This is a genomic window from Archangium lansingense, assembly GCF_026626635.1.
Lineage (GTDB): Bacteria > Myxococcota > Myxococcia > Myxococcales > Myxococcaceae > Archangium > Archangium lansingense.
In genome coordinates, this window is sequence record NZ_JAPNKA010000001.1 from 6000243 (window position 1) to 6021068 (window position 20826).

Consider the following 20826-nt stretch of genomic DNA (forward strand, 5'->3'; position numbering starts at 1 on the left):
GCTGTAGGGTTGACGCCCCATGAGCCACTCTGACGCGGCTGCCTGGCAGCTCCCCTGGCGCGGGCTGGGCCTCAGCAGCAACCTCAACGCGGCGGACCAGCCGCACCCCTACCGGCTGCTCGCCGAGTCGCCCGGCCTCTTCGACTTCGTGGAGTACAGCGCGCCCCTGTCGCTCGACGAGACGCGGCAGCACGCCTCGCTCTTTCCCGAGATGTGGGAGCGTCGCGGCAACGTGCCGGTGCTCTTCCACCCCGTGCACCTCAACCTCTACGGCCCCGAGCTGGAGCCCGTGAAGGCCCTCAAGGACCTGGATGCGCACGCGCGCGCCGTGGGCAGCGCCTGGGTGGGCAACGACATCGGCTGGTGGCACTCGGGCGGGCAGCCATTCCCCGGCTACCTCTACTTCACGCCGCCCTTCACCGAGGCCGGCGTCCGCGACAGCGTGGCCCACGCGCTCCACGTTCAGTCGCACTTGTCCGTGCCGCTCGCGCTGGAGAACCCCGCTGCCTTCGCGAAGCGCGGCGAGCTGCACGTGCTGGACTTCATGGCCCGCGTCCACGCGCGCACCGGCCTGCCGCTGCTGCTCGACCTGGGACACCTGCTCAGCTACCAGCTCGCCGCCGGGCTGCCCCTGGAGGCGGGGCTCGACGGCTTCCCGTTGGACAAGGTCATCGAGATTCACATCGCCGGTGGCGTCATCACCCGGCGGAGCGGGCGGGGCTACTACGTGGATGACCACACCCAGCCAGTGCGCGAGGAGCTCTTCGGCCTGCTGGAGTCACTGTTGCCGCGCTGCCCCTCGCTGCGCGCCGTCACCTTCGAGGGCGATGGCCACCCGTCCGAGGTGGCCGCCCTCACGCTGCGCCGCCTGCGCAAGCTGGTGTCCACCTGGCCTCGGCCACCGCTCGAGCTCACGCCGGTGAAGGAGCCCGCGCCGGCCCTCACCCGCGAGAGCGAGCCGTGGTCCCTCTATGAGATCGGCTACGGCGCGAAGGAGGAGGCCGGAGGCGATGCGGAAGGAGCCCGGGCGGAGACGGACTTCCGCCTCGCGGTGGTGGCGGAGGAGCTCGATCGGGACTGGCCGTTGTCCCGGCTGCTGCTGGCGGGCACGCGGGACGGGCTGCGCACCTTCACGGCCTCCAAGGAGTTTCGCGAGCTCTTCGAAGGCCTGGGCCGCTCGCTGGGGCAGGCCTTCGCGGCCTGGACGCGGCGCCAACTGCGAGAGCATCCGGAGGACGGGCTCGCGGCGGCGGTCACCTTCGAGACGTTCCTGCCCAACGCCTTCACGCGGCCGGTGCCCGCCCCCGGTCCGGGGCAGGTGGGGCTGGCCGAGGACGTGCGCGTCGGCGGCTTCCCGGTGGACCTCACCGAGCTCGTTTTCGCTGCGAAGTCGCTGCGCCGCCACCTCACGGGGCGGGCCTGGGCGTGCGAGGTGCTGGACGTGAGTGGTCTGGAGTCGCTCACGCAGGTGGCCCGGCGTCCGGCTCCGGGCCCGTGGACCTTCGTCGTGCGGCGCAGGGGGCGGGGGCTGGAAGTGCTCTCGGTGCCGCCCTCGCTGCTGCAGGTGGTGCGCTCGCTCGCGCAGGGGCCCCGGCCGGTGGAGGAGGTGCCCGCCCCGATGTTGGCGGAGGGCCGGGCCCTGGGCGTGTTGCGTCGGGGCTGAGCCGCTCGGGACCCGCCCTGGGCCTTCACCTCAAGGCGCGGGGCAGGGGCCGCAGTCCTTGCCACAGTTATCGGGGGTCCTTCCCGTGCCGCATGACTCGGTGTACTGGCAGACGCCGTCGCCGCACCTGAAGACCTCGTTCTTGCGCATCCGCGTGGTGATGGGCCGGTAGGTGATGCCCTTGTAGGTGCACGAAGTGTAGAACTCCTTCGCCTCGTCCTTCTCGCAGACCTTGTCGCACTTGAGCCGGACGCGGACGATCGGGAGGCAGGGCTGCCGCTCATCGTCCTTCTCGTCCGAGCGGGCACAGGCGCGTGCGGAGCTGTTCTCGTGGTGGAGCATGCGTCCGTCGTTGCCGGTGTAGAGGCTCCCGCCGTTGAAGAGGTTGCCGAAGAAGCAGGCCTCCCTCTCCGAGAAGTCCTCGAGCTCCTCTTTGGTGTAGGGGATGGGCTCGTCCCGTGTGTTGCGTCCCAGCACGGAGATGGGCACCCGGACTCCGAACTTGTTCGTGTGTGCCGCGAGGCAGGCGGAGATGAGCTGCTGCTCATCCAGGGTGGCGGGAGCGCCGTTGGCCCAATCCGGCGCCAGGCCCAGATTTCCCGCCCACGTGTAGGTGATGCCCGTTGGCGCGGTGTAGCTGCGCGTCTGCCCCGCGGGGACGGCGCACTGGACGATGTACCGCATCACCTGGTTGCCCATGGCTGGATTCGTCTGGAACCAGGAGGAGAACTCGGCGGTGGACAGGCCGTTGAAGGCCAGGCCGTTGAAGGCCAGGCCGTTGAAGGCGAGCCCGTTGAAGGCCAGGCCGTTGAAGGCGAGCCCGTTGAAGGCCAGGCCGTTGGGGGACAATCCGTTGAGCTCGTACAGCGTCTGCTGCACGGCGGCGATCTCCTGCTCTTCCTCGGGCCCGGCCACGGGGCCGCAGGCGCTCGCCGTGGAGAGCAGGAAGACCGCGCACAGCAGGGCGAAGGGGGAGGGGACTGCTGGGGGGTGCTTCACCTGCCGAGACAATTCGACCAGGGCGTGTTGCATGGCATGCCTTTTGTGAAGTGCGAAGCGGGATCGGGTACGAGAGGGGATTCTCGGGGAGCCAGGAGGACGATGGTGTAGCTGCGAGGTGGAGGGCTCCACCCTCAAGGTGTCGCGCGCCCGCGAACCATGGAAGCGGGGCGCGCTGGGAATCCGTGTTTCATCCGGTTGTCGCCGGAGCTTCTGTGCAGTGGTGCGCGCCGCGGGTCCCGGAGGTATGGGGCGGTGGCGGTTTCTGGGCAGTTGGGCTCAGGGGCAGGGTCCGCAGTCCCTGCCGCAATTGTCGTAGGACTCGCCGGTGCCGCACTGCTCGGTCACCTGACAGACGCCATCTCCGCACGTGTAGATCTGCGAGCGGAGCAGCCGGGTGGTGATGGCCGGGTAGCTGATGCCGTTGTAGGTGCAGGACGGGTAGAACCGCCGCGAGGCATCCAGGGTGCAGAACTTCGCGCAGTCCTGCTCGACGCGCATGAGCGGAGCGCACGGCTGGTTCCCCGAGTCCTTCTTGCTGGAGAGGGCGCAGGCGCGTGCGGTGCTCTCCCTCTCGTTGAGTGGACGTCCATCATTGCCGGCGTAGACGCCCTCGGTGGTGAAGAGGTTGCCGAAGAAGCAGGCCTCCTTTTCCGAGTACAGCGCCAGCTCCCAGTCCGGGGTGGGGATGGCCACTCCCGTGGCGCTCAGCCCCTGCACGGAGATGGAGACGTGGAGCTCGTACTTGGCGACATGGGCCGCCAGGCAGGCGGAGACGATGCGCTGCTCGGCCAGCGTGGCGGGCGAGCCGTTGGCCCAGTCCGGCGCGAGGCCCAGCCCTCCTGTCCAGCTCCAGGTCCGGCCCGTGGTGGGGGACGTATAGGTGCGGCGCTCTGTGGCTGGCACGGCGCAGCGGACGACATAGGTCATCACCGAGTCGTTGAGCGCCGGGTCCGCCTGGAACCAGGTGTCGAACTCGGCGCTGGCCAGGCCATTGAGGGACAGGCCGTTGAGCGAGAGCCCGTTGAGCGACAACCCATTGAGGGACAGGCCGTTGAGCGACAGGCCATTGGTGGTGCGCATCTCCTGGAGCTCCTGGGGCCCTGATGTGAGCTGCTCGGGCTCGGGACCTGCTTCCATCGGGCCGCACGCGCTCGCGGTCAGCAGCAACAGCACGAGCCCCAGTCGACAGGCACCTGCGGTGGAGACACCGGTTTCCATGGGCTTCCCCCTGAGTTGCGATGGGTCCGGGCCTGGCGCCCGGGGAGCCTCAAGGGCGTGATCGCGAGGAAGATGCGCTCCAATTGCAGAATGCTCTTATGACTATAATCAGAAAAGCTGATTCAATTGAGTTTGCCTAATGGGTGTTCGTGGCCCGACAGAGGGCCTTGAGCGCGGGAGACCGAGCCCGCGCCGCGAGGTGAACTGGCAAGAGTGGAATTGTCGGCTTTCAGACGGTGCCTTGCGCCGGCCCACCCTGCTGCGGTAGTTCGCGCGTCATGTCGCCCCCCCTTGTCGTTGGCATCGCCGGTGGTACCGCCTCCGGTAAGACGACGGTCGCCCGGAAGGTCCGCGATGCGCTCGCCGACTGCCGCGTGGCCTTCATCGACCAAGATTCGTACTACCGGGACCTGTCGGACCTGACGCTGGCCGAGCGCCGGGAGGTCAACTTCGACCACCCGGACGCCTTCGACACGGACTTGCTCGTCGAGCACTTGCGTGAGCTGAAGGCGGGCCGTCCCATCCAGAAGCCGGTCTACGACTTCGTCACCTCCACCCGGCAGAAGCACACCGTGCGCGTGGACCCTGGGGACATGATCCTCATCGAGGGCATCCTCGTGCTGCACATGAAGCAGGTGCGCGACGAGATGAACGTGCGCATCTACGTGGACACCGACGACGACCTGCGCATCCTCCGCCGCCTCGAGCGCGACATCCATGAGCGCGGGCGCGACTTCGATCACGTGGTGAGCCAGTACCTGCGCCATGTGCGCCCCATGCACATGGGCTTCGTCGAGCCCTCCAAGCACCACGCCGACATCATCGTCCCCCACGGCGGCAACAACGACATCGCCATCGGGATGCTGGTGGGAGCGCTCCGAGCCCGGCTGATCAATCCGCACACGCAGCGCTGACCTTCAGCTACCCCATCGGCCTGCACGTCCAGATGTTCGCCCTCGTGCTGCCCATGCTCGCGGAGCGGTACGGAGACTGCGAGGAAGGGCTGCGGCAGATGGGACGGCAGGCCTCGTCCTCCTTCCTGGGCTCCGTCGCGGGGCGGATGATGCTGGTGGTGGCCAGGCACAATCCCAAGCTGCTGCTGGGCAGTCTGCCGTCCGCCTTCCGGGTGGCCACGAACTACGGGCACCTCCACGTCGAGTGGCCCGAGGCGCAGCGCGGGCGGCTGGTCGTGAAGAACGACTACATGCCGTACCTCTTTCACGAGGGCGTGGTGCTCGGGCTGCTCGAGGCGGTGCGCACCTCGGGCGTACGGGTGCTCGGGCGCCCGACGGGAGACCTCGACAGCGAGTGTGATTTCACCTGGGCGTGAAGGGACTCAACCCCGGCGGCGCAAGAAGTCCCGCATCGGGCCATGCAGCCGCCTGGCCTGGGTGAGCAGGCTCGCGTGGTTACTCGGCGTTGGCAGCTCGTGGTAGTGCGCCCGCACGCCCGCGGCGCTGAGCAGGTGGTACGTGTCGCGCACCCGTGACGGAGGCGCCAGCGCGTCCTCCGAGGCCGCCACCAGCAGCACTGGCGCCCGTATCTGTGACAGGCCGTCGGTGACGTCTCCTCCAGCGTAGGCCGTGCACAACAGCGCCCACGTGTTCGCGTCGAAGCTCTCCGCGAAGGCGTCGGCCTCGGCCTCCAGCGCCTGCTCGGCCGCGGCTCCGTGTACCAGCCGCAGGTACTCCAGGTACTGCTTGCGCAGCGTCCGCTTCGGCCCGCGGCCCGGCTCGTACTGGCCATCGCGGAAGTCCGGATCCAACCTCATCACGTGGCGCGTGAGGCCGAGCCGTTCGCGCAGGGGCTCTGGCAGGGCGCGCGCTGCCCCCAGCACCACCACCGCCGTCACCAGCTCCGGGAAGAGGGCCGCGAGCCTCAACGCCACCATCCCTCCGAGCCCCACGCCCACCAGCGCCCGTACGCGCTCCACCTTCATCCCGCGCAGCATGGCCGCCACCGCGCGTGTCATGTCCGTCACGGTCACCGTCGGCAGGGCAGCGCCGTAGGGCAGCCCCGCCCGCTCGTCCACCGTCACCGGTGACGTGGAGCCAAAGGGGCTGCCGAGCAGGTTCGGCACCACCACGTGCAGCGTGGACGTGTCCAACGGCCGCCCCTCACCGATGAGCTCCGTGCCCCAGCCCGAGGGCTGGAAGGCTGCCACCTCCGCGGGCCCCAACGCCTGGTGCGAGTGCGTCAGGTCGTGCAGCAGCACCGCAACATTGTCGTCGGAGCGCTCTCCGTAGGCATGCCAGGCGAGCTGGGCCCTGCCCAGCAGGCCGCCCTCCTCAAGAGGAAGTGCGACCGGTAACGCGATGGTGCCGGTGGTCTGGTACACGCGAGGCAGGTCTCATATCACTACGGCCGTCATTACCTAGAGACAGGAGCATCTCCGCGTGAAGCGTTATTTCGGAGTCATCGTCATCATCGCCGGCATCCTCATTGGCGGGGTGATGACGTACCGCAGCTCGAGTGCCAAGGCGCTCGAGGCCCAGCGTGAGGCGGACTTCACCCGCATCCAGAGGGAGTACCTGGAGCGCGTGGGGTGGATGCGCACCAACCCCGACGAGGCCTCCTACCGGCAGGAGCTCTCGCCCTTCTTCAAGACGTACTTCGAGCAGATCAGCGCGTACCAGAGCCGCTACAAGCTGAGCAAGGACTTCGACGCGTACCTCATCGAGCTCGAGAAGCGCGGCGAGACGGATGACCGCATTGCGGACCGCAAGGCCTTCTACGACTACACGCGCAAGGTGTTCGACCAGATGCGCGAGGGTCGCTACAAGCCGCAGTGGACGGCCACCGACAAGGGCATGCGCCTGGACGTCGTCAGCTCGGACGTGGTGATGGTGCTCAACAAGCCGCAGGTGCGGCTGCAGCTCGCGCTCTGGGGTGCTCACCGTGAGGAGCGCACGGACGGCAAGGTGAAGAAGATGGTCACCAGCGCCTCCTTCAAGACCCAGTGGAAGCTCACCGACGAGCGGGGGAAGCTCATTGGCGAGATGACGGGCGAGGATCCGTCCATGAAGGTCGACTTCCCCGAGCGCTTCATCGCCGAGTTCCCTCCGCAGATGGTGCTGGGCCACTACGACATGGACCTGGTGCCCAACGAGGTGAAGAAGATGGAGATCACCTTCAACGTGAGCTCGCGCGCGGCCTCGGGTGGCGATGCCACGGCCACCTACCTGTGGAAGATGGAAGTGCCCTCCGGCTGGCGGCTCGGCGCGGGTGAGAAGTGGGAGGGGGCCGAGGTCACCGAACGCTCCGAGGAGGAGATCGATCCCTCCAAGGCGCAGAAGAAGTAGCCCTGCAGGGGCGCGCGAGTGGCACCGCGAACCGAGCGTGGTGCCACTCCGCCTTCTACGCCCTTGATTCAGCGCGCTACGGTGCTACTCCTCGTGTGAGGAGGACGAGGAATGCTCGAAGGGCTGAAGCTGGAGGGCGTGGGGCCGAGCCCTCGGATGTCGTTCTCTTTCGCGCCGCGTCTCAACCTGCTGACCGGGGACAACGGTCTCGGTAAGACGTTCGTGCTCGATCTGGCGTGGTGGGCGCTGACCGCTCAAGAGCGGGAGCCGCTCCCTGCCCTGCCCAGGAAGGATTGGCCGGGAAAGGCGAGGGTCGAGGGCTCGCTCATCAGAGACGACGGCAGCCCCTATCCCTTTGTTCAGACCATTCCCCCTCACTCGTTCGAGTCGACCGGCAGGTTCGCTGCCCATCAAGGGCTGATCCTTTATGCGCGCGTGGATGGGAGCTTCTCCGTGTGGGATCCCATCCGTAACGACATGCGCTGGCAGCACGGCATGCATACGCCACTCCCAGAGTACGAGTTCTCACGGGAAGAGCTCTGGGACGGCTTGGCGCGGAACGGTCGTATCGTTTGTAACGGGCTCATCCGCGACTGGGTGTCATGGCAGCTCAAGAGGTCGGAGTCCTTCGAGCGCCTGCGGCGTGTCCTCCGGGTGCTCTCCCCGGACGGCCATGAGCCATTGACGCCTGGAGAACCCACGCGCATCGGTATCGACGACGTGCGGGACATCCCCACGCTGGAGTTGCCCTACGACACCGTTCCGCTCACCCACGCATCCGCCGCGGTCAAGCGGATCGTCGGGCTCGCCTACCTGCTCGTCTGGGCCTGGGAAGAACACCAACGAGCCGCCGCGCTTTTTCGGGAGGAGACCTCCAAGTCCCTCGTGCTCCTCGTGGACGAAGTGGAGGCACACCTTCATCCCCGGTGGCAGCGGCTCATCCTGCCGTCCCTGCTGTCCGTGGCCAGTGAGCTGCGTCCTGACGTCAAGGTACAAATCCTCGCTGTCACTCACGCGCCAATGTTGCTGGCCTCCGTCGAGCCCCATTTCGACCCGAAGCAAGATGCGCTCTTCATGTTCGACCTCGTTGGTGGCGAGGTGAAGGTCACGCGCGCTGACTGGCGGCCCCGTGGGGATGCCAACGCCTGGCTCACGTCCGAGGTCTTCGATCTCAAGGAGCCCCGCTCCGTGGAGGCCGAGCAGGCCATCACCCGTGCCAAGGCTGCCCTCAAGGACCCGCAGCTCCCTCTTGAGAAGGTGCGGGAGATCCACAATGAGCTCTACAGGCTGCTCAAGGATACGGATCCCTTCTGGCCGCGTTGGCTGGCTCGTGCCGAGGCCGCGGGGATCGAGCCGTGATCCACGTCGACCCCCAGCCCGAGCCACCGGATTTCGACTCCAAGGTCCGTCAGCCGGGCCAGTCCGATCTTGCGTCGCAGGAAGGTGAGCTGAGGCCGCATTGGCAACACTGCGCGGTGCAACTCTGGCACGCCTATCGTGGTGTCTGTGCCTACTCGTGTCTCTACATCCCACGCGGGACGGGTGCGCGCTCCGTCGATCATCTCCTGCCGAAGTCGAAGCGTCGCGAGCTGACGTATGAGTGGTCCAACTACCGGCTCGCCTGCGCCCGGATGAATGCACGCAAGAACGCGCTGGAGAGCGTGCTCGATCCATTCGAGGTCCAGGATGGCTGGTTCGCGCTCGAGTTCTCCACGCTCCAGGTCATTCCAGCGGAAGGGCTACCCGAACCGCTGCGTCAACGCGTCCAGGAGACCATTGATCGTCTGGACCTGAACGATGACGAATTCATCCAGGCCCGGGCGGCCTACTACGAAGTCTTCCGGAGCGGCGAAGTGCGGTTCAGCTACATCCGGAAACACTTCCCTTTCCTGGCCATGGAACTCATCCGGCAGGGAGTGGTTCGCGAGGACATCTGAGCCGGACGGCAAGCGCTCGTTCTGCCGGAAGAGTTCCTGTGAGATGGCGCTCCGTCACCCGAGCCGCTCGGACTCGGCGATCAGCTGCCGCATCAGCTCCGCCGCGGGAAGACCGCGGGAGAGCGCGGCGGCCTGGCCCGACCAGAGCGTCATGAAGCGGGGGTCTCCACGGGCCGCCGCGGCGTTTCGCAGCGGACCCGTGGCCCCGTGCTGGAGAGGGAAGGGGAGGATGGCCCCCTCTTCCTGGAAGGCCTCCGTCAGCTCATTGGCGAGGCCCCGAGCGGGACGGCCAGAGAGGGCGCGGGTGATGACGGTCATGTCATCCCGTGCCTCCCGGAGCGCGGCCTTGTAGGCGGGGGTGGCGCCCGACTCGGGGCAGGTCAGGAAGGCCGTCCCGAGTTGCACGCCGCTTGCCCCGAGCACGCGTGCGGCGGCGATTCCCCGCCCGTCCATGATGCCCCCGCTCGCGATGACCGGGATGCGCACGGCATCGGCGACCTGGGGGACCAGGGCCATGGTGCCCACCATCCCGGCCTCGAAGGGCTCCGCGAAGGTGCCCCGGTGTCCGCCCGCCTCGCTGCCTTGTGTCACGACGGCGTCGACTCCCGCGGCCTCGAGCAGCTTCGCCTCCCTCACGTTCGTGGCGGTCCCGAGGAGCACCATCCCTCGCGCTTTCAGCCGCTCCAGCACCGCGGGAGGCGGAATCCCGAAGGTGAAGCTGAAGATCGGGGCTCCGCTCTCCACGACGGCGTCCACCTGCTCCTCGAAGGAAGGCAGCGGAGAGCTGGGGGGCCGCGGCGGCTCGAGCCCAAGCTCCTGGTGGTAGCGCGCCAGCTCGGCCAGCATCCGGCTCGGGTCGGTTTTGGCGGGCGGTGGCTGGGGCGCGAAGAGATTGATGGCGTAGGGCCGATCGGTGAGCTCACGCACCCGCCGCGCGAACTGCACGATGTCCGCCGGCTTCATGTAGGGAGCCCCGATGGAGCCCAGCCCGCCCGCGTTCGACGCGGCGGCGACCAGTTCCGGGGTCGTGACGCCGGCCATGGGGGCCTGGATGATGGGATGTTCGATCCCAAGTCGCACCGCGAGCTGCCGCCACGTATTGGCCACTGCCATGACCTACCTCCGAGCGAGCCTGGTGCCCGCAAAGCGGGGAGGCCTCGTGGGATGGTTGAGTCTGGAGGGTTCTCCGCGCCAGTGAAAGTGCGGCTCGAGTGAAAGTGCGGCTCATCGGAGTGATTGCTCAGTTGCTCACGACCGCGAAGTGCGAGACGAGCCGGTAGGCCGAGAGCGTGCCGAGTTCATCCAGGAAGTAGAGGTTGAGCTGAGAGTCGACCTGTAGCGCCATCAGGCCCGCTCCTGCCCGTACCTCCGCCAGCACGTTGCCGCTGTCCGGGTCCACAGCGCGCACGCGCTCGCCCGGCACGAGCACTACCCCGCGCGAGATGATGGGCTGCAGCGCTTTGGAGAGCTGCTCGCCCGCTGCCCCCACGCGCCAGTCCACCTCGCCCTCGTCGCTCATCCGCGTGGCCGCGCCCAGCGCCGACGTCACCAGCACTCCGCCCGGCAGTCTCGCCAGCGCAAACGGTCCCGGCCCCAGGTGCAGCGCCCGCTGCCAACGCGTCTGTCCGTTCGCATCGAGGCACAGCAGCACGCCCTCGCCCTCCAACTCCCCGGCCACGTACAGCCGTTTCCCGCTCGGCAGTGGCGCCGAGGGTAGGGAGAGCGACATCTCGTACGTCCACGCCGCCTCGCCCGTGTGGGCGTCCGATAGCAGCAGGGCGAAGTGCGAGCCCTGTCCTAGCGTGGCCACGAAGCGCCGGCCCCACGGCACCGGAGTGCCCAGGAAGGGCAGGGACGCGCTCACCCGGAAGCGCACCTGTCCGTCCGTCAGGTCCAGCCCGTACAGGTACCCCGAGTCCGTTGCCAGCAGGGCCCGGTGGGCATGGATTCCCAGGTAGCTGCGCCGCGTGCGCGGAGGCGACAGGCGCCACATCTCCCGGCCCGTCACCTCGTTGTAGGCCAGGGCGATCCGGTCATCCGACAGGGTGAGCAGCAGCCCGTCCTGCCGCAGCAGCAGCGGGCCGATGCGCAGTCCATCGTGGTCGTGCAGCCAGCGAGCCCCCGCGCCCTTGCCGTGGAAGCCGCAGACGCGCACGGCGCTCGCCGCCAGGCTGTAGCCGTCCGTCGAGGCCGCCACGCCGTGGGTCGCCGCCCGCCTCCATATCTGCTTGCCCGACTTGCGATCGAAGGCGCACGCCATCTGGGGCGACGAGTACACCGGGCCCTGGCGTCCCAGCATGAGCCGCCCCCGATCCGCGTCCGCCAGCTTGCGCTGCTCCCACAAGTCATCGAAGCGCAGGCGGCGCAGGCGTCCCGGTACCTTCAACGGGCGTGAGGCCCCCGGGGACTGTGCCGCCCTCGCCATCGCAGTCCCGCTCTCCTCGGGCGGCTGCACCGCTCCGCGCAGGTGCGAGAGTCCCTCCCGACAGCGCTCGGCCAGCTCCACCAGGTAGGGGTTGCCCGCCAGGGAGCGCTCGCGCTCGGACATGGCCACCGCCAGCGCCTGCCCCAGGTGGTACATGGCCTCCACCAGCGCCTCGCCCCGCAGCGGGAATGTGGCCCTGCCCAGCCGAGCCTCTCCCGCCTTCAGGTCCAGTGTCAGCTCAGGACGCACACCCGCGGGCTCGAAGCTGAAGCGCGGCTCGCCCAGTTCCACCGCTCGTGCCAGGTCCGCCGCCTGCCGTGCCAGCTCCAGCGCCGTGAGGAAGGGGGGGCCCGACGTGCGCCATGCCACCGGCCGCTCCTCCAGCGACAGCCACACCTCTCCTGGGCACAGCAGCGAGGCCAGTGCCGGGCCCTTCTCCCTCGCCGAGCGCCGCAGCACGTCGTCCGTGTCGTCCAGCGCGAAGCCAAAGCCGGGCAGGGAGGGGGGCGCCACCCGCCGGGTGAAGGGCTCCGGACGCAGTTCCTCCGGGAAGTGGACCGGCTCCTCCAGCAGCCTCAGCGCCCGCTCGAAGCCCTGCCTGGCGGCCCCCGTCAGCCTCCGGGGGGCCACCTGGGTGAGGTCCTCCAGGAAGCCCTGCCCGCCGGCCCGGACCGCCTCCGCCAACTCCTCCGCGTCCAGCCGCAGCGGTGGGCGCAGCAGCCGGGCCGGCCTCGAGAGGCTCGCCACCTGGAGCTCGATGTCCGCTCCTGAACGTCGCAGCACCAGCTCCAGGTGCGCCTCCGTCAGCGACACCTGCGCCAGCCGCCGCCCTCCTACATGCAACCCCGCCACGGCCTCCACGAGCGCCGGCACCGCTTCCACGAGCGGCTCCTCCACCGCTCCCGGCAGCAAATTGACCCCGTCCAGTTCCATCGAAACGGAATCGTGCGGCGCCTCCGCGGGTTCGCGCTTCCATCGATGTCCGATGCGAAAGCGGATCATCCCTTCCCCATTCGTTGACAAGCCAGAATAGCGATGGCTAGCATCCGCCGCCTATACGGACCTACATTTTTGTAACCGTTCGATTTTGTTGGGGAATTCGCCGATGACTTTTTATGAGGCCGCTCTCCGCGTGCTGGAGAGCGAAGGACGTCCCCTCTCCTTCCTCGAGATCACCGAGAAGTCGATCGCTCAGAACCTGCTGTCCCACGTGGGCAAGACGCCCGAGCTGACGATGTTGTCGCGGCTCGCGGCGATGGCCCGTCGGACGCGCGATCGCAAGGTGATTGTCACCGCCAAGGATACCTTCGCGCTCGCCGATTGGGCGTTGCCGGAGGATGCCGAGGCGCTGGCTCAGACGGGAGTGATGGAGGCGCATCCAGAGGAGAGCCTGCCGCCGCTGCGGCCGGTCGAGCGTCACCCCGAGCCGCGCACCGACAACGTTCGGGTGGCCGGCCGGGGTAGCGAGCGCAAGCGCCGCCGGGACGAGGAGGAGGAGGCCGGACGGGGTGGACGACGCCGCCGCTTCCCGCCCATTCCGGAGGTGGTGTTCGAGATCCTCAGCGAGGCCGAGCAGGGCCTGCGCCCGGAGCAGATCCTCGAGCAGGCGCGCGGCAAGGAGCTGGCCGCCGAGGACGCCACGGTGGAGGCGCTGCTCACCGCGCTGCTGGAGGACAACCAGCGCCGCATCGACGCGGGCCGCCGTCCCCAGTTCTCCTTCTCCAAGGAGAGCGGGGCGGTGGTGCTGGAGCGTGCCGGTGCGCCGAGCGAGGCGCCGCCGCTGGAGCTGCAGGCCGCCTTCGCCGCCGCGCTGGGCATTCCGCTCGAGGACGGGCGTCCGGTGCTGCCGAGGGCAGGTGCTGCCGCCGCGGCGACTCCCGAGGCCCAGGCCGATGCCGCCCTGCTGACGACGGCTCGCACGGCGGTGAAGGACGCGCGCAAGGCCGTGGCGCGGGCGCTGCGCAAGCGCCTGGGCGAGCTGGACGTGGGCCCCTTCGAGAAGTCCGTCGTGAAGATGATGCACGCGCTGGGCTTCCGCGAGCTGAAGGTGGCCAAGCGCTCCAAGGAAGGTCCGCTGCTTACCGCCCGCAAGCGCGAGGGCAGCGTGGACCTGCGCTACGCCATCCGCATGCTCAAGGGCACGCCGTCGCTGGATCGCAAGGCGGTGCAGGAGCTGCGCAAGGACCTGGGTCACTACTCGGCCCAGGTGGGTCTGCTGGCGTGCGCCGGGGACGTGCGGGGCGATGCGCGCACCGAGGCCCAGGCGAGTGGCTCGCTGGTGATGCTCTGGTGCGGTGACGCGCTCGGCGAGAAGTTCCTCGAGGCGAAGTCCGCGGTGACCGTCACCACGGTGGAGCTGTACGACGTGGACGAGCGCTTCTTCGAGGTGGCGAAGCTCGAGGCCGACGAGGCCCAGAAGCGCCGCGAGGAGCGCCAGCGCGAGAAGCAGGCCCGTACTGGCGAGGGCGAGGAGGGCGGCGAAGAGGCCGAGGCCTCCCGCGAGAGTGGGACCGAGGAGGCGGCTCCGCCGTCGCGCCGCGAGGAGCGTCAGCGCGAGCGCGAGGAGCGCAAGCGCGAGCGGGAGGCGCGTCGCGAAGAGCGCCGCCGCGAGAGGCAAGCCGCCGCCCAGGCTGAGCAGGCCGAGGCCGCTGGTGCCGTGCCGGCCGCCGCCGCCGCCGCGCCCACCGAGGTCCCCGCGCCCGCCGGCCTCTCCGAGGAGGAGCAGGGCGAGGAGGGTGAGGACGAGGGCGAGGGCGAGGACGAGGATCTGGAGGCCGCGAGTGCCTTCGTCGCGGGAGGTCAGCCCGAGGGAGGCACTCCGGGTGAGGGCGCCGCGGCGGGTGAGCGCAAGCGCCGCCGCCGTCGCCGCCGGGGCCGTCGCGGCCGGGGTGGCCGGGGTCCAGAGGGCGCGCCGGGTGAGGGTGGTGAGGCCCCTGCCGAGGGAGCCGCCGCCGCTGCTGAAGGGACGCCCGCTGAGGGTGCAACCGCCGTGGCAGCCGCCGCCGCTGCTGTGCCCGCCGAGGGCGCCGAGGGCCTTGCGGCTCCAGGTGAGGCCGTGAGGACGGCCTCCGAGTGGCAGTCGCCTTTCCCGAGCGTCGAGAGCGCCGCGCCCGCCGAGGCCCAGCGCACCGCCGCGGAGGAGTACGCCCGGGTGGCCGCCGAGAAGGCGGAGTCCGCCGCCGAGGGGGCCCGTGCGCCCTCGGAGCCGGAGCCCTCCAGTGGGCCTGCTTCCTCGGGGAGCGGCTCGCCGGAAGGTGGAGCGGCCTGACTTCCTCGCGCTCCTGGCGTGAGGGGAGCGCGGGACTGGGTTAGGGTAGGCCGGTATGAAGCCCGGCCTGCTCATCGCCCTGGTGGCCCTGATGCTCGGCGCCTGCCGTTCGCGGGAGCCGAGCTTTCCGGTGGAGCACGTCTCGCTCAAGGGCGCGACGGTGGTCGACAACGGCCTGCTCGGTTGGGCCCCGTCGAGCGTCCACGAGCTCTTCACCCGTACGCTGCGCGACAGCCGCCGCTTCGAGTTCCTCGAGGAGGGCGGGAAGGGCAAGGGCGAGAAGGACAAGCGCGCCCTGGAGGCCTGGTCGTTCACGCTCGAGCTGCCCTTCACCCGTGAGGCGCTCAAGGACGGCAGCTCGTTCTCCTTCGCCGAGGTGGGCGTCACCCTGGCGATGGAGCGTCCGGGCGTGGAGCATGATCAGCGCTACCAGGTGGTGGGGTTGGGTGAGGTCCGCGTAGAGGGCAAGACTCCCGAGGCGCGGCGCGAGGCCCTGCGCGAGGCGCTGCGCCGGGCCTTCACCCAGGTGACCCATGCGGCTGCGCTCCAGCTCGCGGCGGTGGAGCGGCCGGACGCTGCGCTGGTGCAGGATCTGCAATCCCAGGACGAGCGGGTACGTGAGTTCGCCCTGCGCGTGCTCGCCGACCGGCGCAACCCCGCGGCGGCACCGCTGCTCATTCGCCAGCTTGAGGAGGACGACCCGCAGGTGGTGCGCCAGGCCATCGGCGCGTTGGCGGAGATGAAGGCGCCGGGGGCCGTTCCCGCGCTCATCGATCTGGTGAAGGACCGGGAGGTTGGCTTCGTGCAGGAGGTCGTCTTCGCCATCGGAGAGATTGGCGGGACGGAGGCCGAGGCGTACCTCTTCACCGTGGCACAGGGACACGACCAGCCGGATGTGCAGGCCGCGGCCAAGCAGGCACTGGACACACTCCTGGCATCACGCAAGCTCGCTGCTCCGGAGGCGCGCGGCACGGACCGCGCGGAACACTGACACATATGAAGCTCTCGTCTGTCGTCGTACGGTGGGGCCTCGGGGCCTCGCTGGTGGTGGGTGTTGGCGCTTGCTCCTCGAGCCGGCAGCAGGTGGCCGAGCAGGAGACGCGTCCCTCCGAGTCGCTGGCCGCGTACTACCCTCTAGCCGTGGGCAACCGCTGGACGTACCGGGTCAACGGCCGCGCGGACAGGACCGTGGACGTGGAGGTGCTCAAGGAGGAGGACGGGTACTTCCACGACAACCAGGGCGGGCAGCTCTCCGTGGACAACTTCGGCGTGCGCGACCGCAAGCGCTACCTGCTGCGCGGACCGCTGGCCGAGGGCAACCAGTGGACCAACGTGGTGTCCGTGTCCTCCACCGAGCGCTACCGCATCCTCCAGGCGGGGGTTCCCTGCGATGCGCCCGCGGGCTCCTTCAAGCATTGCGTCCGGGTGGAGGCGCGCAACCGAGTGGATGCCCAGACCACCCTGGTGAACGCGCTCACCTTCGCCGAGGGCGTGGGCCTGGTGCGCATCGAGGTCTCCGCCGAGAAGAGCAACGGCGAGCGCCTGCCTCAGACCTGGCTGGAGCTGACCTCCTTCAAGCTTCAGGAACCGAGCCGCTGAGCACGAGCAGGGGAGACATCACATGAAAGAGATCGGCATCGCCCTGCTGGGACTGGGCAACGTGGGGCTGGGGACGTACCGCATCCTCGCGGACCATGCGAAGGACATCGAGCGGCGCTTGGGGGCACGGGTGCGCGTGCGCCACGTGCTGGTGCGCAACACGGGCCGGTCGCGGCCCGAGGACGTCCCCGCCTCGCTCATCACCCACGACATGAAGACCATCCTCGACGACAAAGAGGTGGCCGTCGTCGTGGAGCTGATGGGCGGGCTGAGTCCCGCGCGCGAGTACCTCGAGCAGGCCATTGCCTCGGGCCGCCACGTGGTGACGGCCAACAAGGCGCTGCTGTCGGCGCACGGCGAGGCGATCTACTCGAAGGCGCTGGCGCGCGGGGTGGACGTGCACTTCGAGGGGGCCGTCTGCGGCGGCATTCCCATCATCCGCACGCTGCGCGAGGCGCTCGCCTCGGACCGGGTGGAGTCGCTCACCGGCATCGTCAACGGCACCACCAATTTCATCCTCTCGGCCATGGCCAACGAGGGCGCCAGCTACGCGGACGCGCTGCGGCGTGCGCAGGAGCTCGGCTACGCGGAGGCGGATCCCACGCTGGACGTGAGCGGCATGGACGCGGCGCAGAAGCTGTGCCTGCTGGCCTCGCTGGCCTTCTCCGCGCGCGTGTCCCCCGAGTCCATCCTCGTCGAGGGGATTACCAGCCTCACCCCCGCGGACATCTCCCACGGGCGCGAGGCGGGGTACGTGCTCAAGCTGCTCGCCACGGCGCGCCGGGCTCCCGAGGGGCTGGACGTACGCGTGCACCCGGCCTTCATCCCCGCGGCCAGCCCCCTGGCGGATGTGAGCAGTGCCTTCAACGCCGTGCTGCTCCAGTCCGCGGCGCTGGGGGCCTCGCTCTACTCGGGCCGGGGCGCTGGGGCCCTTCCCACGGGAAGTGCGGTGGTGTCCGACATCATCGACACCTGTCGCAACCTCCTGGCCGGCGTCTCCGGGCGGCTGCCCCTGCCGTGCCCGCCCCACGTGCACGACGTGCCCCTGCTGCCCTCCGGGGCGCGCCGCGGGCCCGTCTACCTGCGCTTCTCCGTCAGCGACGAGCCCGGCGTGCTGGGGCGCATCGCCAGCGTGCTGGGAGAGAAGGGGGTGAGCATCAACTCGGTGCTCCAACGTCCTCCTCGCCCCGAGGATGCCCACGCCACCATCGTCGTCTTCACTCACGACACCCGTGAGGCGGATGTGGTGGCCGCGGTGCAGTGGATCGACTCGCTGCGCAGCACACGTGCACCTACCCAGGTCATTCGCATCGAGGAAGGGCCGGGAGTGTTGCTCGCCAGCCGGTAGGAGGGCAGGCGGGCACCCGAGCGAAGGTTCACCCACCGGCGGGGCTGTTGAAAGTCGGGCCGCCGGTCCCTACCCTGGGGGCCCTTTTCCCAGGGAGGTTCGCGGCATGGGTGCCACCGAGACGGCCGAGCAGACGCAGCAGGAGATCATCCTCGGCTTCCTCGCAGACGGGCGTGACGAGTTCCTCTCGGGAGAGGCGCTCTCCGCCAAGCTGGGCCTGTCCCGCACCGCTGTGTGGAAGCACGTGCAGTCGCTGCGTGAGAAGGGCTACCGCATCGACGCCGTGCCCGCGCGGGGCTACCGGCTGGTGGACGTGCCGGATCGGCTCTCGCCGCTGGAGCTGGCGCCGCTGCTGTCCACCCACCACCTGGGGCAGAGCATCCACTTCCATGAGTCGTTGCCCTCCACCAACGAGGCTGCCTTCCGGCTCGCCCAGGATGGGGCCGAGCACGGCGAGGTGGTCATCACCGAGCAGCAGACGGCGGGCAGGGGCCGTCGGGGCCGCACCTGGGTGTCTCCCAGCGGGCTGAACCTGTACTTCTCCGCCATCCTCCGGCCGGAGCTGCCGCCCCAGCGCGCCCCCGAGCTCACCCTGGTGGCCGCGGTGGCCCTCGCCGAGGCGCTGCGCGAGACCGATGCCGATGCCCTCATCAAGTGGCCCAACGACGTGCAGATCGGTGGCCGCAAGGTGGCGGGCATCCTCACCGAGCTGTCCGCGGAGCCGGAGCGCGTGCACTTCGTGGTGCTCGGCATTGGCGTGAACCTCAACGCGGGCCCCGAGGACTTCCCGCCCGAGGTGGCCACCACCGCCACCTCGCTCTCCCAGGCGCTGGGCCGACGCGTCAACCGCGCCCTCTTCACCACTGCGCTCTGGGGCCGCCTGGAGGAGTGGTTGGATCTGCACCACGAGGTGGGCTTCGACCCGGTGCGCCAGCGCTGGAAGGAGCTGTCCGCCACGCTCCGCCAGGAGGTGCTGGTGCGTACCGACCGATCGGAATTGCGCGGTGTCGCTGAAGACATCGACGTGTCCGGTGCACTGCTGGTGCGGACGGCGGGGGGCTCGCTGGAAAGAGTGCTCGCTGGGGATGTGGAGCAACTCCGGCCCCGCTAGACTGCGCGGCGAGCCATGCTTCTCGCCATCGACGTCGGCAACACCAACACGGTGCTCGGGGTGTACGAAGGCAAGCGCCTCCTGGACCACTGGCGTCTGGAGACGAGCGCCCGCCGTACCTCGGACGAGTACGGCATCTTGTTGCGCCAGCTCTTCCAGTCGAGCGGAATCGATCCGGACAAGGTGCGCGCGGTGGCCGTGTCCAGCGTGGTGCCGCCGCTGCAGTTCAACCTGGAGCGGATGAGCGAGCGCTACTTCAAGACGCGCCCCATGTTCGTCGGGCCCGGCGTGAAGACGGGCATGCCCATCCTCTACGACAACCCGCGCGAGGTGGGCGCCGATCGCATCGTCAACGCGGTGGCGGCCTACGACAAGCACCACCAGGGCCTCGTCGTCGTGGACTTTGGCACCGCCACCACGCTCGACGCGGTGACGCCGCGGGGCGAGTACCTCGGCGGAGCCATCTGCCCCGGCATCAACATCTCCATGGAGGCGCTCTTCCAGAACGCCTCGAAGCTGCCGCGCGTCGAGCTCGCCCGGCCCCCGCACGTGGTGGGCCGCAACACCGTGCACTCCATCCAGTCCGGCCTCTTCTACGGCTACGTGGGCATGGTGGATGGCATCTGTGCCCGCATCCAATCGGAGCTCGGCTTCGAGACGCGGGTGGTTGCCACGGGGGGCCTGGCGCCCCTGGTGGCCAGCGAGTCCACGCACATTCACGAAGTCGACGAGTTCCTCACGCTCGAGGGTCTCCGCATCATCTACGGAAGGAACCACGCCTCATGAGCACCGCTCCCCAGCAGATCCCTCCGGCCCCCGAGGGTTGTCCCATCACCGCCGAGTTCCTCCCGCCCAACATGCGCAAGCATGTGGACCCGGCCGCGCCCGTGCCCCTGCGGATGATGGCCGCCAAGGCCATCGTGCCCCTGGCGCCCGCGGACATGCTCGGCGCCCTCTTCATGCTCACGTTCGATTCGGACGCAGGCGTGCGCGAGACCGCCGCGAAGTCGGCTGCCGCCCTCCCGGATCGCTTCTCCGCGGGCCTGCGCGACGAGGGGGTCGCCGCCCCGGTGCTGGGCTGGTTCCTCACGCTGCTGTCCGCCAAGGACGCTCTCGCGGAGATGCTCGTCCTCAACCCCTCCACGCCCGATGAGGCCGTGGCCCAGGTGGCGCGCGGCTGCAGCGCGAAGATCGCCGAGATCATCGGGCAGAACCAGCTGCGCGTCCTGCGCCACGAGGACATCATCCGCGGCCTGTGCACCAACCCCAACGCCAGCCCGGCGCTGATCGACAACGTGTGCGACTTCGCGGTGCGCAGCGGCATGGCCGTGGCGGATGTGCCCCAGATGCAGGCCGCCCGTGTCCGCATCCTCGGGCCCTCCGCTGCTCCCCCCGAGCCTGGCCCCACCGCCGAGGAGATCCTCAAGGAGCTCGAGGACGCCGCGCCCAAGGTCGCCGCCACGGGCCCGGAGGAGGGCAAGGAGGGGGAAGATCCCACCGCCGCCATTCCCGAGGCCAAGAAGCTCAGCCTCACCCAGCGCATCATGAAGATGAGCATCGCCCAGAAGATCAAGCTGGCGACGCTGGGCAACAAGGAAGCGCGCAGCTTCCTCATCCGCGATACCAACAAGCTTGTCTGCACCGCCGTCATCCGCAGCCCCCGCATCACCGACGGCGAGGTCCTCAACTGCGCCACCAACAAGGCCGTCAACGAGGAGGTGCTGCGCATCATCTACAACAGCCGTGAGTTCACGAAGAACTACAAGATCAAGATGGCGCTGTTGAAGAACCCCAAGCTGCCGCTCGCCGTGGGCATGAAGTTCCTCAGCACCCTGCGCGAGAACGACCTCAAGGATCTCAGCCGGGACAAGAACGTCCCGTCCGGCCTCCAGGGTGTGGCCAAGAAGATGGTCGAGAAGAAGAACGAGCCCAAGAAGGACGACGGCAAGTAGG

The 20826-nt window shown here is 69.2% G+C and carries 18 protein-coding genes; 13 read left to right on the top strand and 5 right to left on the bottom strand.

The window, feature by feature from the left end:
* Positions 1–19: 19 nt before the first annotated feature.
* Positions 20–1663 carry an MbnB/TglH/ChrH family RiPP precursor modification enzyme gene (locus tag OV287_RS24550; RefSeq protein ID WP_267536465.1) on the top strand — a complete coding sequence of 548 codons (1644 nt, stop codon included), beginning with the start codon at positions 20–22 and terminating at the stop codon, positions 1661–1663.
* Positions 1664–1693: 30 nt separating this feature from the next.
* On the opposite strand, the gene OV287_RS24555 is transcribed toward OV287_RS24550, so the two are convergent.
* Both OV287_RS24555 and OV287_RS24560 read right to left on the bottom strand, forming a co-directional pair.
* Entirely contained in the window at positions 1694–2695 is a 1002-nt protein-coding gene (locus OV287_RS24555) for a hypothetical protein (protein ID WP_267536466.1), read from the bottom strand.
* A gap of 246 nt (positions 2696–2941) precedes the next feature.
* Entirely contained in the window at positions 2942–3883 is a 942-nt protein-coding gene (locus tag OV287_RS24560) for a hypothetical protein (protein WP_267536467.1), read from the bottom strand.
* A 278-nt stretch (positions 3884–4161) separates the two neighbouring features.
* Here OV287_RS24560 and udk point away from each other — a divergent pair, with 278 nt between their 5' ends.
* Together udk and OV287_RS24570 are read left to right on the top strand one after the other, a co-directional pair.
* Positions 4162–4797, top strand: a complete 636-nt coding sequence (gene udk / locus OV287_RS24565; protein ID WP_267536468.1) for a uridine kinase — start codon at positions 4162–4164, stop codon at positions 4795–4797.
* 32 nt (positions 4798–4829) lie between these two features.
* Positions 4830–5213: a TIGR02265 family protein gene (locus OV287_RS24570; protein WP_267536469.1), complete on the top strand. Its 384-nt coding sequence runs from the start codon at positions 4830–4832 to the stop codon at positions 5211–5213.
* 6 nt (positions 5214–5219) lie between these two features.
* Here OV287_RS24570 and OV287_RS24575 read toward each other — a convergent pair whose 3' ends face one another.
* On the bottom strand, positions 5220–6221 hold the full coding sequence (locus OV287_RS24575; protein WP_267536470.1) for an alpha/beta fold hydrolase: 1002 nt from the start codon (positions 6219–6221) through the stop codon (positions 5220–5222).
* 58 nt (positions 6222–6279) lie between these two features.
* Here OV287_RS24575 and OV287_RS24580 point away from each other — a divergent pair, with 58 nt between their 5' ends.
* The 3 genes from OV287_RS24580 to OV287_RS24590 all read left to right on the top strand — a co-directional run bounded on the left by OV287_RS24580 (position 6280) and on the right by OV287_RS24590 (position 9122).
* Entirely contained in the window at positions 6280–7185 is a 906-nt protein-coding gene (locus OV287_RS24580) for a hypothetical protein (protein WP_267536471.1), read from the top strand.
* A gap of 111 nt (positions 7186–7296) precedes the next feature.
* Positions 7297–8544 carry an AAA family ATPase gene (locus OV287_RS24585; protein ID WP_267536472.1) on the top strand — a complete coding sequence of 416 codons (1248 nt, stop codon included), beginning with the start codon at positions 7297–7299 and terminating at the stop codon, positions 8542–8544.
* Complete coding sequence (locus tag OV287_RS24590; protein ID WP_267536473.1) at positions 8541–9122, top strand: HNH endonuclease family protein; 582 nt, start codon at positions 8541–8543, stop codon at positions 9120–9122. The genes OV287_RS24585 and OV287_RS24590 overlap by 4 nt, the downstream gene beginning before the upstream one ends.
* Before the next feature lie 54 nt (positions 9123–9176).
* On the opposite strand, the gene OV287_RS24595 is transcribed toward OV287_RS24590, so the two are convergent.
* Both OV287_RS24595 and OV287_RS24600 read right to left on the bottom strand, forming a co-directional pair.
* The gene (locus tag OV287_RS24595) at positions 9177–10235 is read right to left on the bottom strand and encodes an NAD(P)H-dependent flavin oxidoreductase (RefSeq protein WP_267536474.1); all 1059 of its coding nucleotides are present in this window, start codon (positions 10233–10235) and stop codon (positions 9177–9179) included.
* 127 nt (positions 10236–10362) lie between these two features.
* Positions 10363–12549, bottom strand: coding sequence for an outer membrane protein assembly factor BamB family protein (locus OV287_RS24600; RefSeq protein ID WP_267536475.1), 2187 nt, complete (start codon positions 12547–12549; stop codon positions 10363–10365).
* Between the two features lie 103 nt (positions 12550–12652).
* On the opposite strand from OV287_RS24600, the gene OV287_RS24605 reads away from it, so the two are divergent.
* The 7 genes from OV287_RS24605 (at position 12653) to OV287_RS24635 (ending at position 20825) form a co-directional block, all read left to right on the top strand.
* Complete coding sequence (locus OV287_RS24605; RefSeq protein ID WP_267536476.1) at positions 12653–14815, top strand: HTH domain-containing protein; 2163 nt, start codon at positions 12653–12655, stop codon at positions 14813–14815.
* 55 nt (positions 14816–14870) lie between these two features.
* Positions 14871–15806, top strand: coding sequence for a HEAT repeat domain-containing protein (locus OV287_RS24610; RefSeq protein WP_267536477.1), 936 nt, complete (start codon positions 14871–14873; stop codon positions 15804–15806).
* A 5-nt stretch (positions 15807–15811) separates the two neighbouring features.
* On the top strand, positions 15812–16414 hold the full coding sequence (locus OV287_RS24615; RefSeq protein ID WP_267536478.1) for a hypothetical protein: 603 nt from the start codon (positions 15812–15814) through the stop codon (positions 16412–16414).
* 22 nt (positions 16415–16436) lie between these two features.
* Positions 16437–17762, top strand: a complete 1326-nt coding sequence (locus tag OV287_RS24620; protein ID WP_267536479.1) for a homoserine dehydrogenase — start codon at positions 16437–16439, stop codon at positions 17760–17762.
* Between the two features lie 106 nt (positions 17763–17868).
* The gene (locus tag OV287_RS24625; protein ID WP_267536480.1) at positions 17869–18873 is read left to right on the top strand and encodes a biotin--[acetyl-CoA-carboxylase] ligase; all 1005 of its coding nucleotides are present in this window, start codon (positions 17869–17871) and stop codon (positions 18871–18873) included.
* A 15-nt stretch (positions 18874–18888) separates the two neighbouring features.
* Positions 18889–19659: a type III pantothenate kinase gene (locus OV287_RS24630; protein ID WP_267536481.1), complete on the top strand. Its 771-nt coding sequence runs from the start codon at positions 18889–18891 to the stop codon at positions 19657–19659.
* Positions 19656–20825, top strand: coding sequence for a hypothetical protein (locus tag OV287_RS24635; RefSeq protein WP_267536482.1), 1170 nt, complete (start codon positions 19656–19658; stop codon positions 20823–20825). Before OV287_RS24630 ends, OV287_RS24635 begins: the two co-directional genes overlap by 4 nt.
* The last annotated feature ends 1 nt before the right edge of the window (position 20826 follow it).

What these genes read in the sequence shown, in the direction of transcription:
- OV287_RS24550 (WP_267536465.1), top strand. Translation starts at nt 20, where the DNA reads ATGAGCCACTCTGACGCGGCTGCCTGGCAGCTCCCCTGGCGCGGGCTG.
- OV287_RS24555 (WP_267536466.1), bottom strand. Translation starts at nt 2,695, where the DNA reads ATGCAACACGCCCTGGTCGAATTGTCTCGGCAGGTGAAGCACCCCCCA.
- udk (WP_267536468.1), top strand. Translation starts at nt 4,162, where the DNA reads ATGTCGCCCCCCCTTGTCGTTGGCATCGCCGGTGGTACCGCCTCCGGT.
- OV287_RS24615 (WP_267536478.1), top strand. Translation starts at nt 15,812, where the DNA reads ATGAAGCTCTCGTCTGTCGTCGTACGGTGGGGCCTCGGGGCCTCGCTG.
- OV287_RS24560 (WP_267536467.1), bottom strand. Translation starts at nt 3,883, where the DNA reads ATGGAAACCGGTGTCTCCACCGCAGGTGCCTGTCGACTGGGGCTCGTG.
- OV287_RS24595 (WP_267536474.1), bottom strand. Translation starts at nt 10,235, where the DNA reads ATGGCAGTGGCCAATACGTGGCGGCAGCTCGCGGTGCGACTTGGGATC.
- OV287_RS24630 (WP_267536481.1), top strand. Translation starts at nt 18,889, where the DNA reads ATGCTTCTCGCCATCGACGTCGGCAACACCAACACGGTGCTCGGGGTG.
- OV287_RS24585 (WP_267536472.1), top strand. Translation starts at nt 7,297, where the DNA reads ATGCTCGAAGGGCTGAAGCTGGAGGGCGTGGGGCCGAGCCCTCGGATG.
- OV287_RS24610 (WP_267536477.1), top strand. Translation starts at nt 14,871, where the DNA reads ATGAAGCCCGGCCTGCTCATCGCCCTGGTGGCCCTGATGCTCGGCGCC.
- OV287_RS24620 (WP_267536479.1), top strand. Translation starts at nt 16,437, where the DNA reads ATGAAAGAGATCGGCATCGCCCTGCTGGGACTGGGCAACGTGGGGCTG.
- OV287_RS24570 (WP_267536469.1), top strand. Translation starts at nt 4,830, where the DNA reads ATGTTCGCCCTCGTGCTGCCCATGCTCGCGGAGCGGTACGGAGACTGC.
- OV287_RS24635 (WP_267536482.1), top strand. Translation starts at nt 19,656, where the DNA reads ATGAGCACCGCTCCCCAGCAGATCCCTCCGGCCCCCGAGGGTTGTCCC.
- OV287_RS24605 (WP_267536476.1), top strand. Translation starts at nt 12,653, where the DNA reads ATGACTTTTTATGAGGCCGCTCTCCGCGTGCTGGAGAGCGAAGGACGT.
- OV287_RS24600 (WP_267536475.1), bottom strand. Translation starts at nt 12,549, where the DNA reads ATGATCCGCTTTCGCATCGGACATCGATGGAAGCGCGAACCCGCGGAG.
- OV287_RS24625 (WP_267536480.1), top strand. Translation starts at nt 17,869, where the DNA reads ATGGGTGCCACCGAGACGGCCGAGCAGACGCAGCAGGAGATCATCCTC.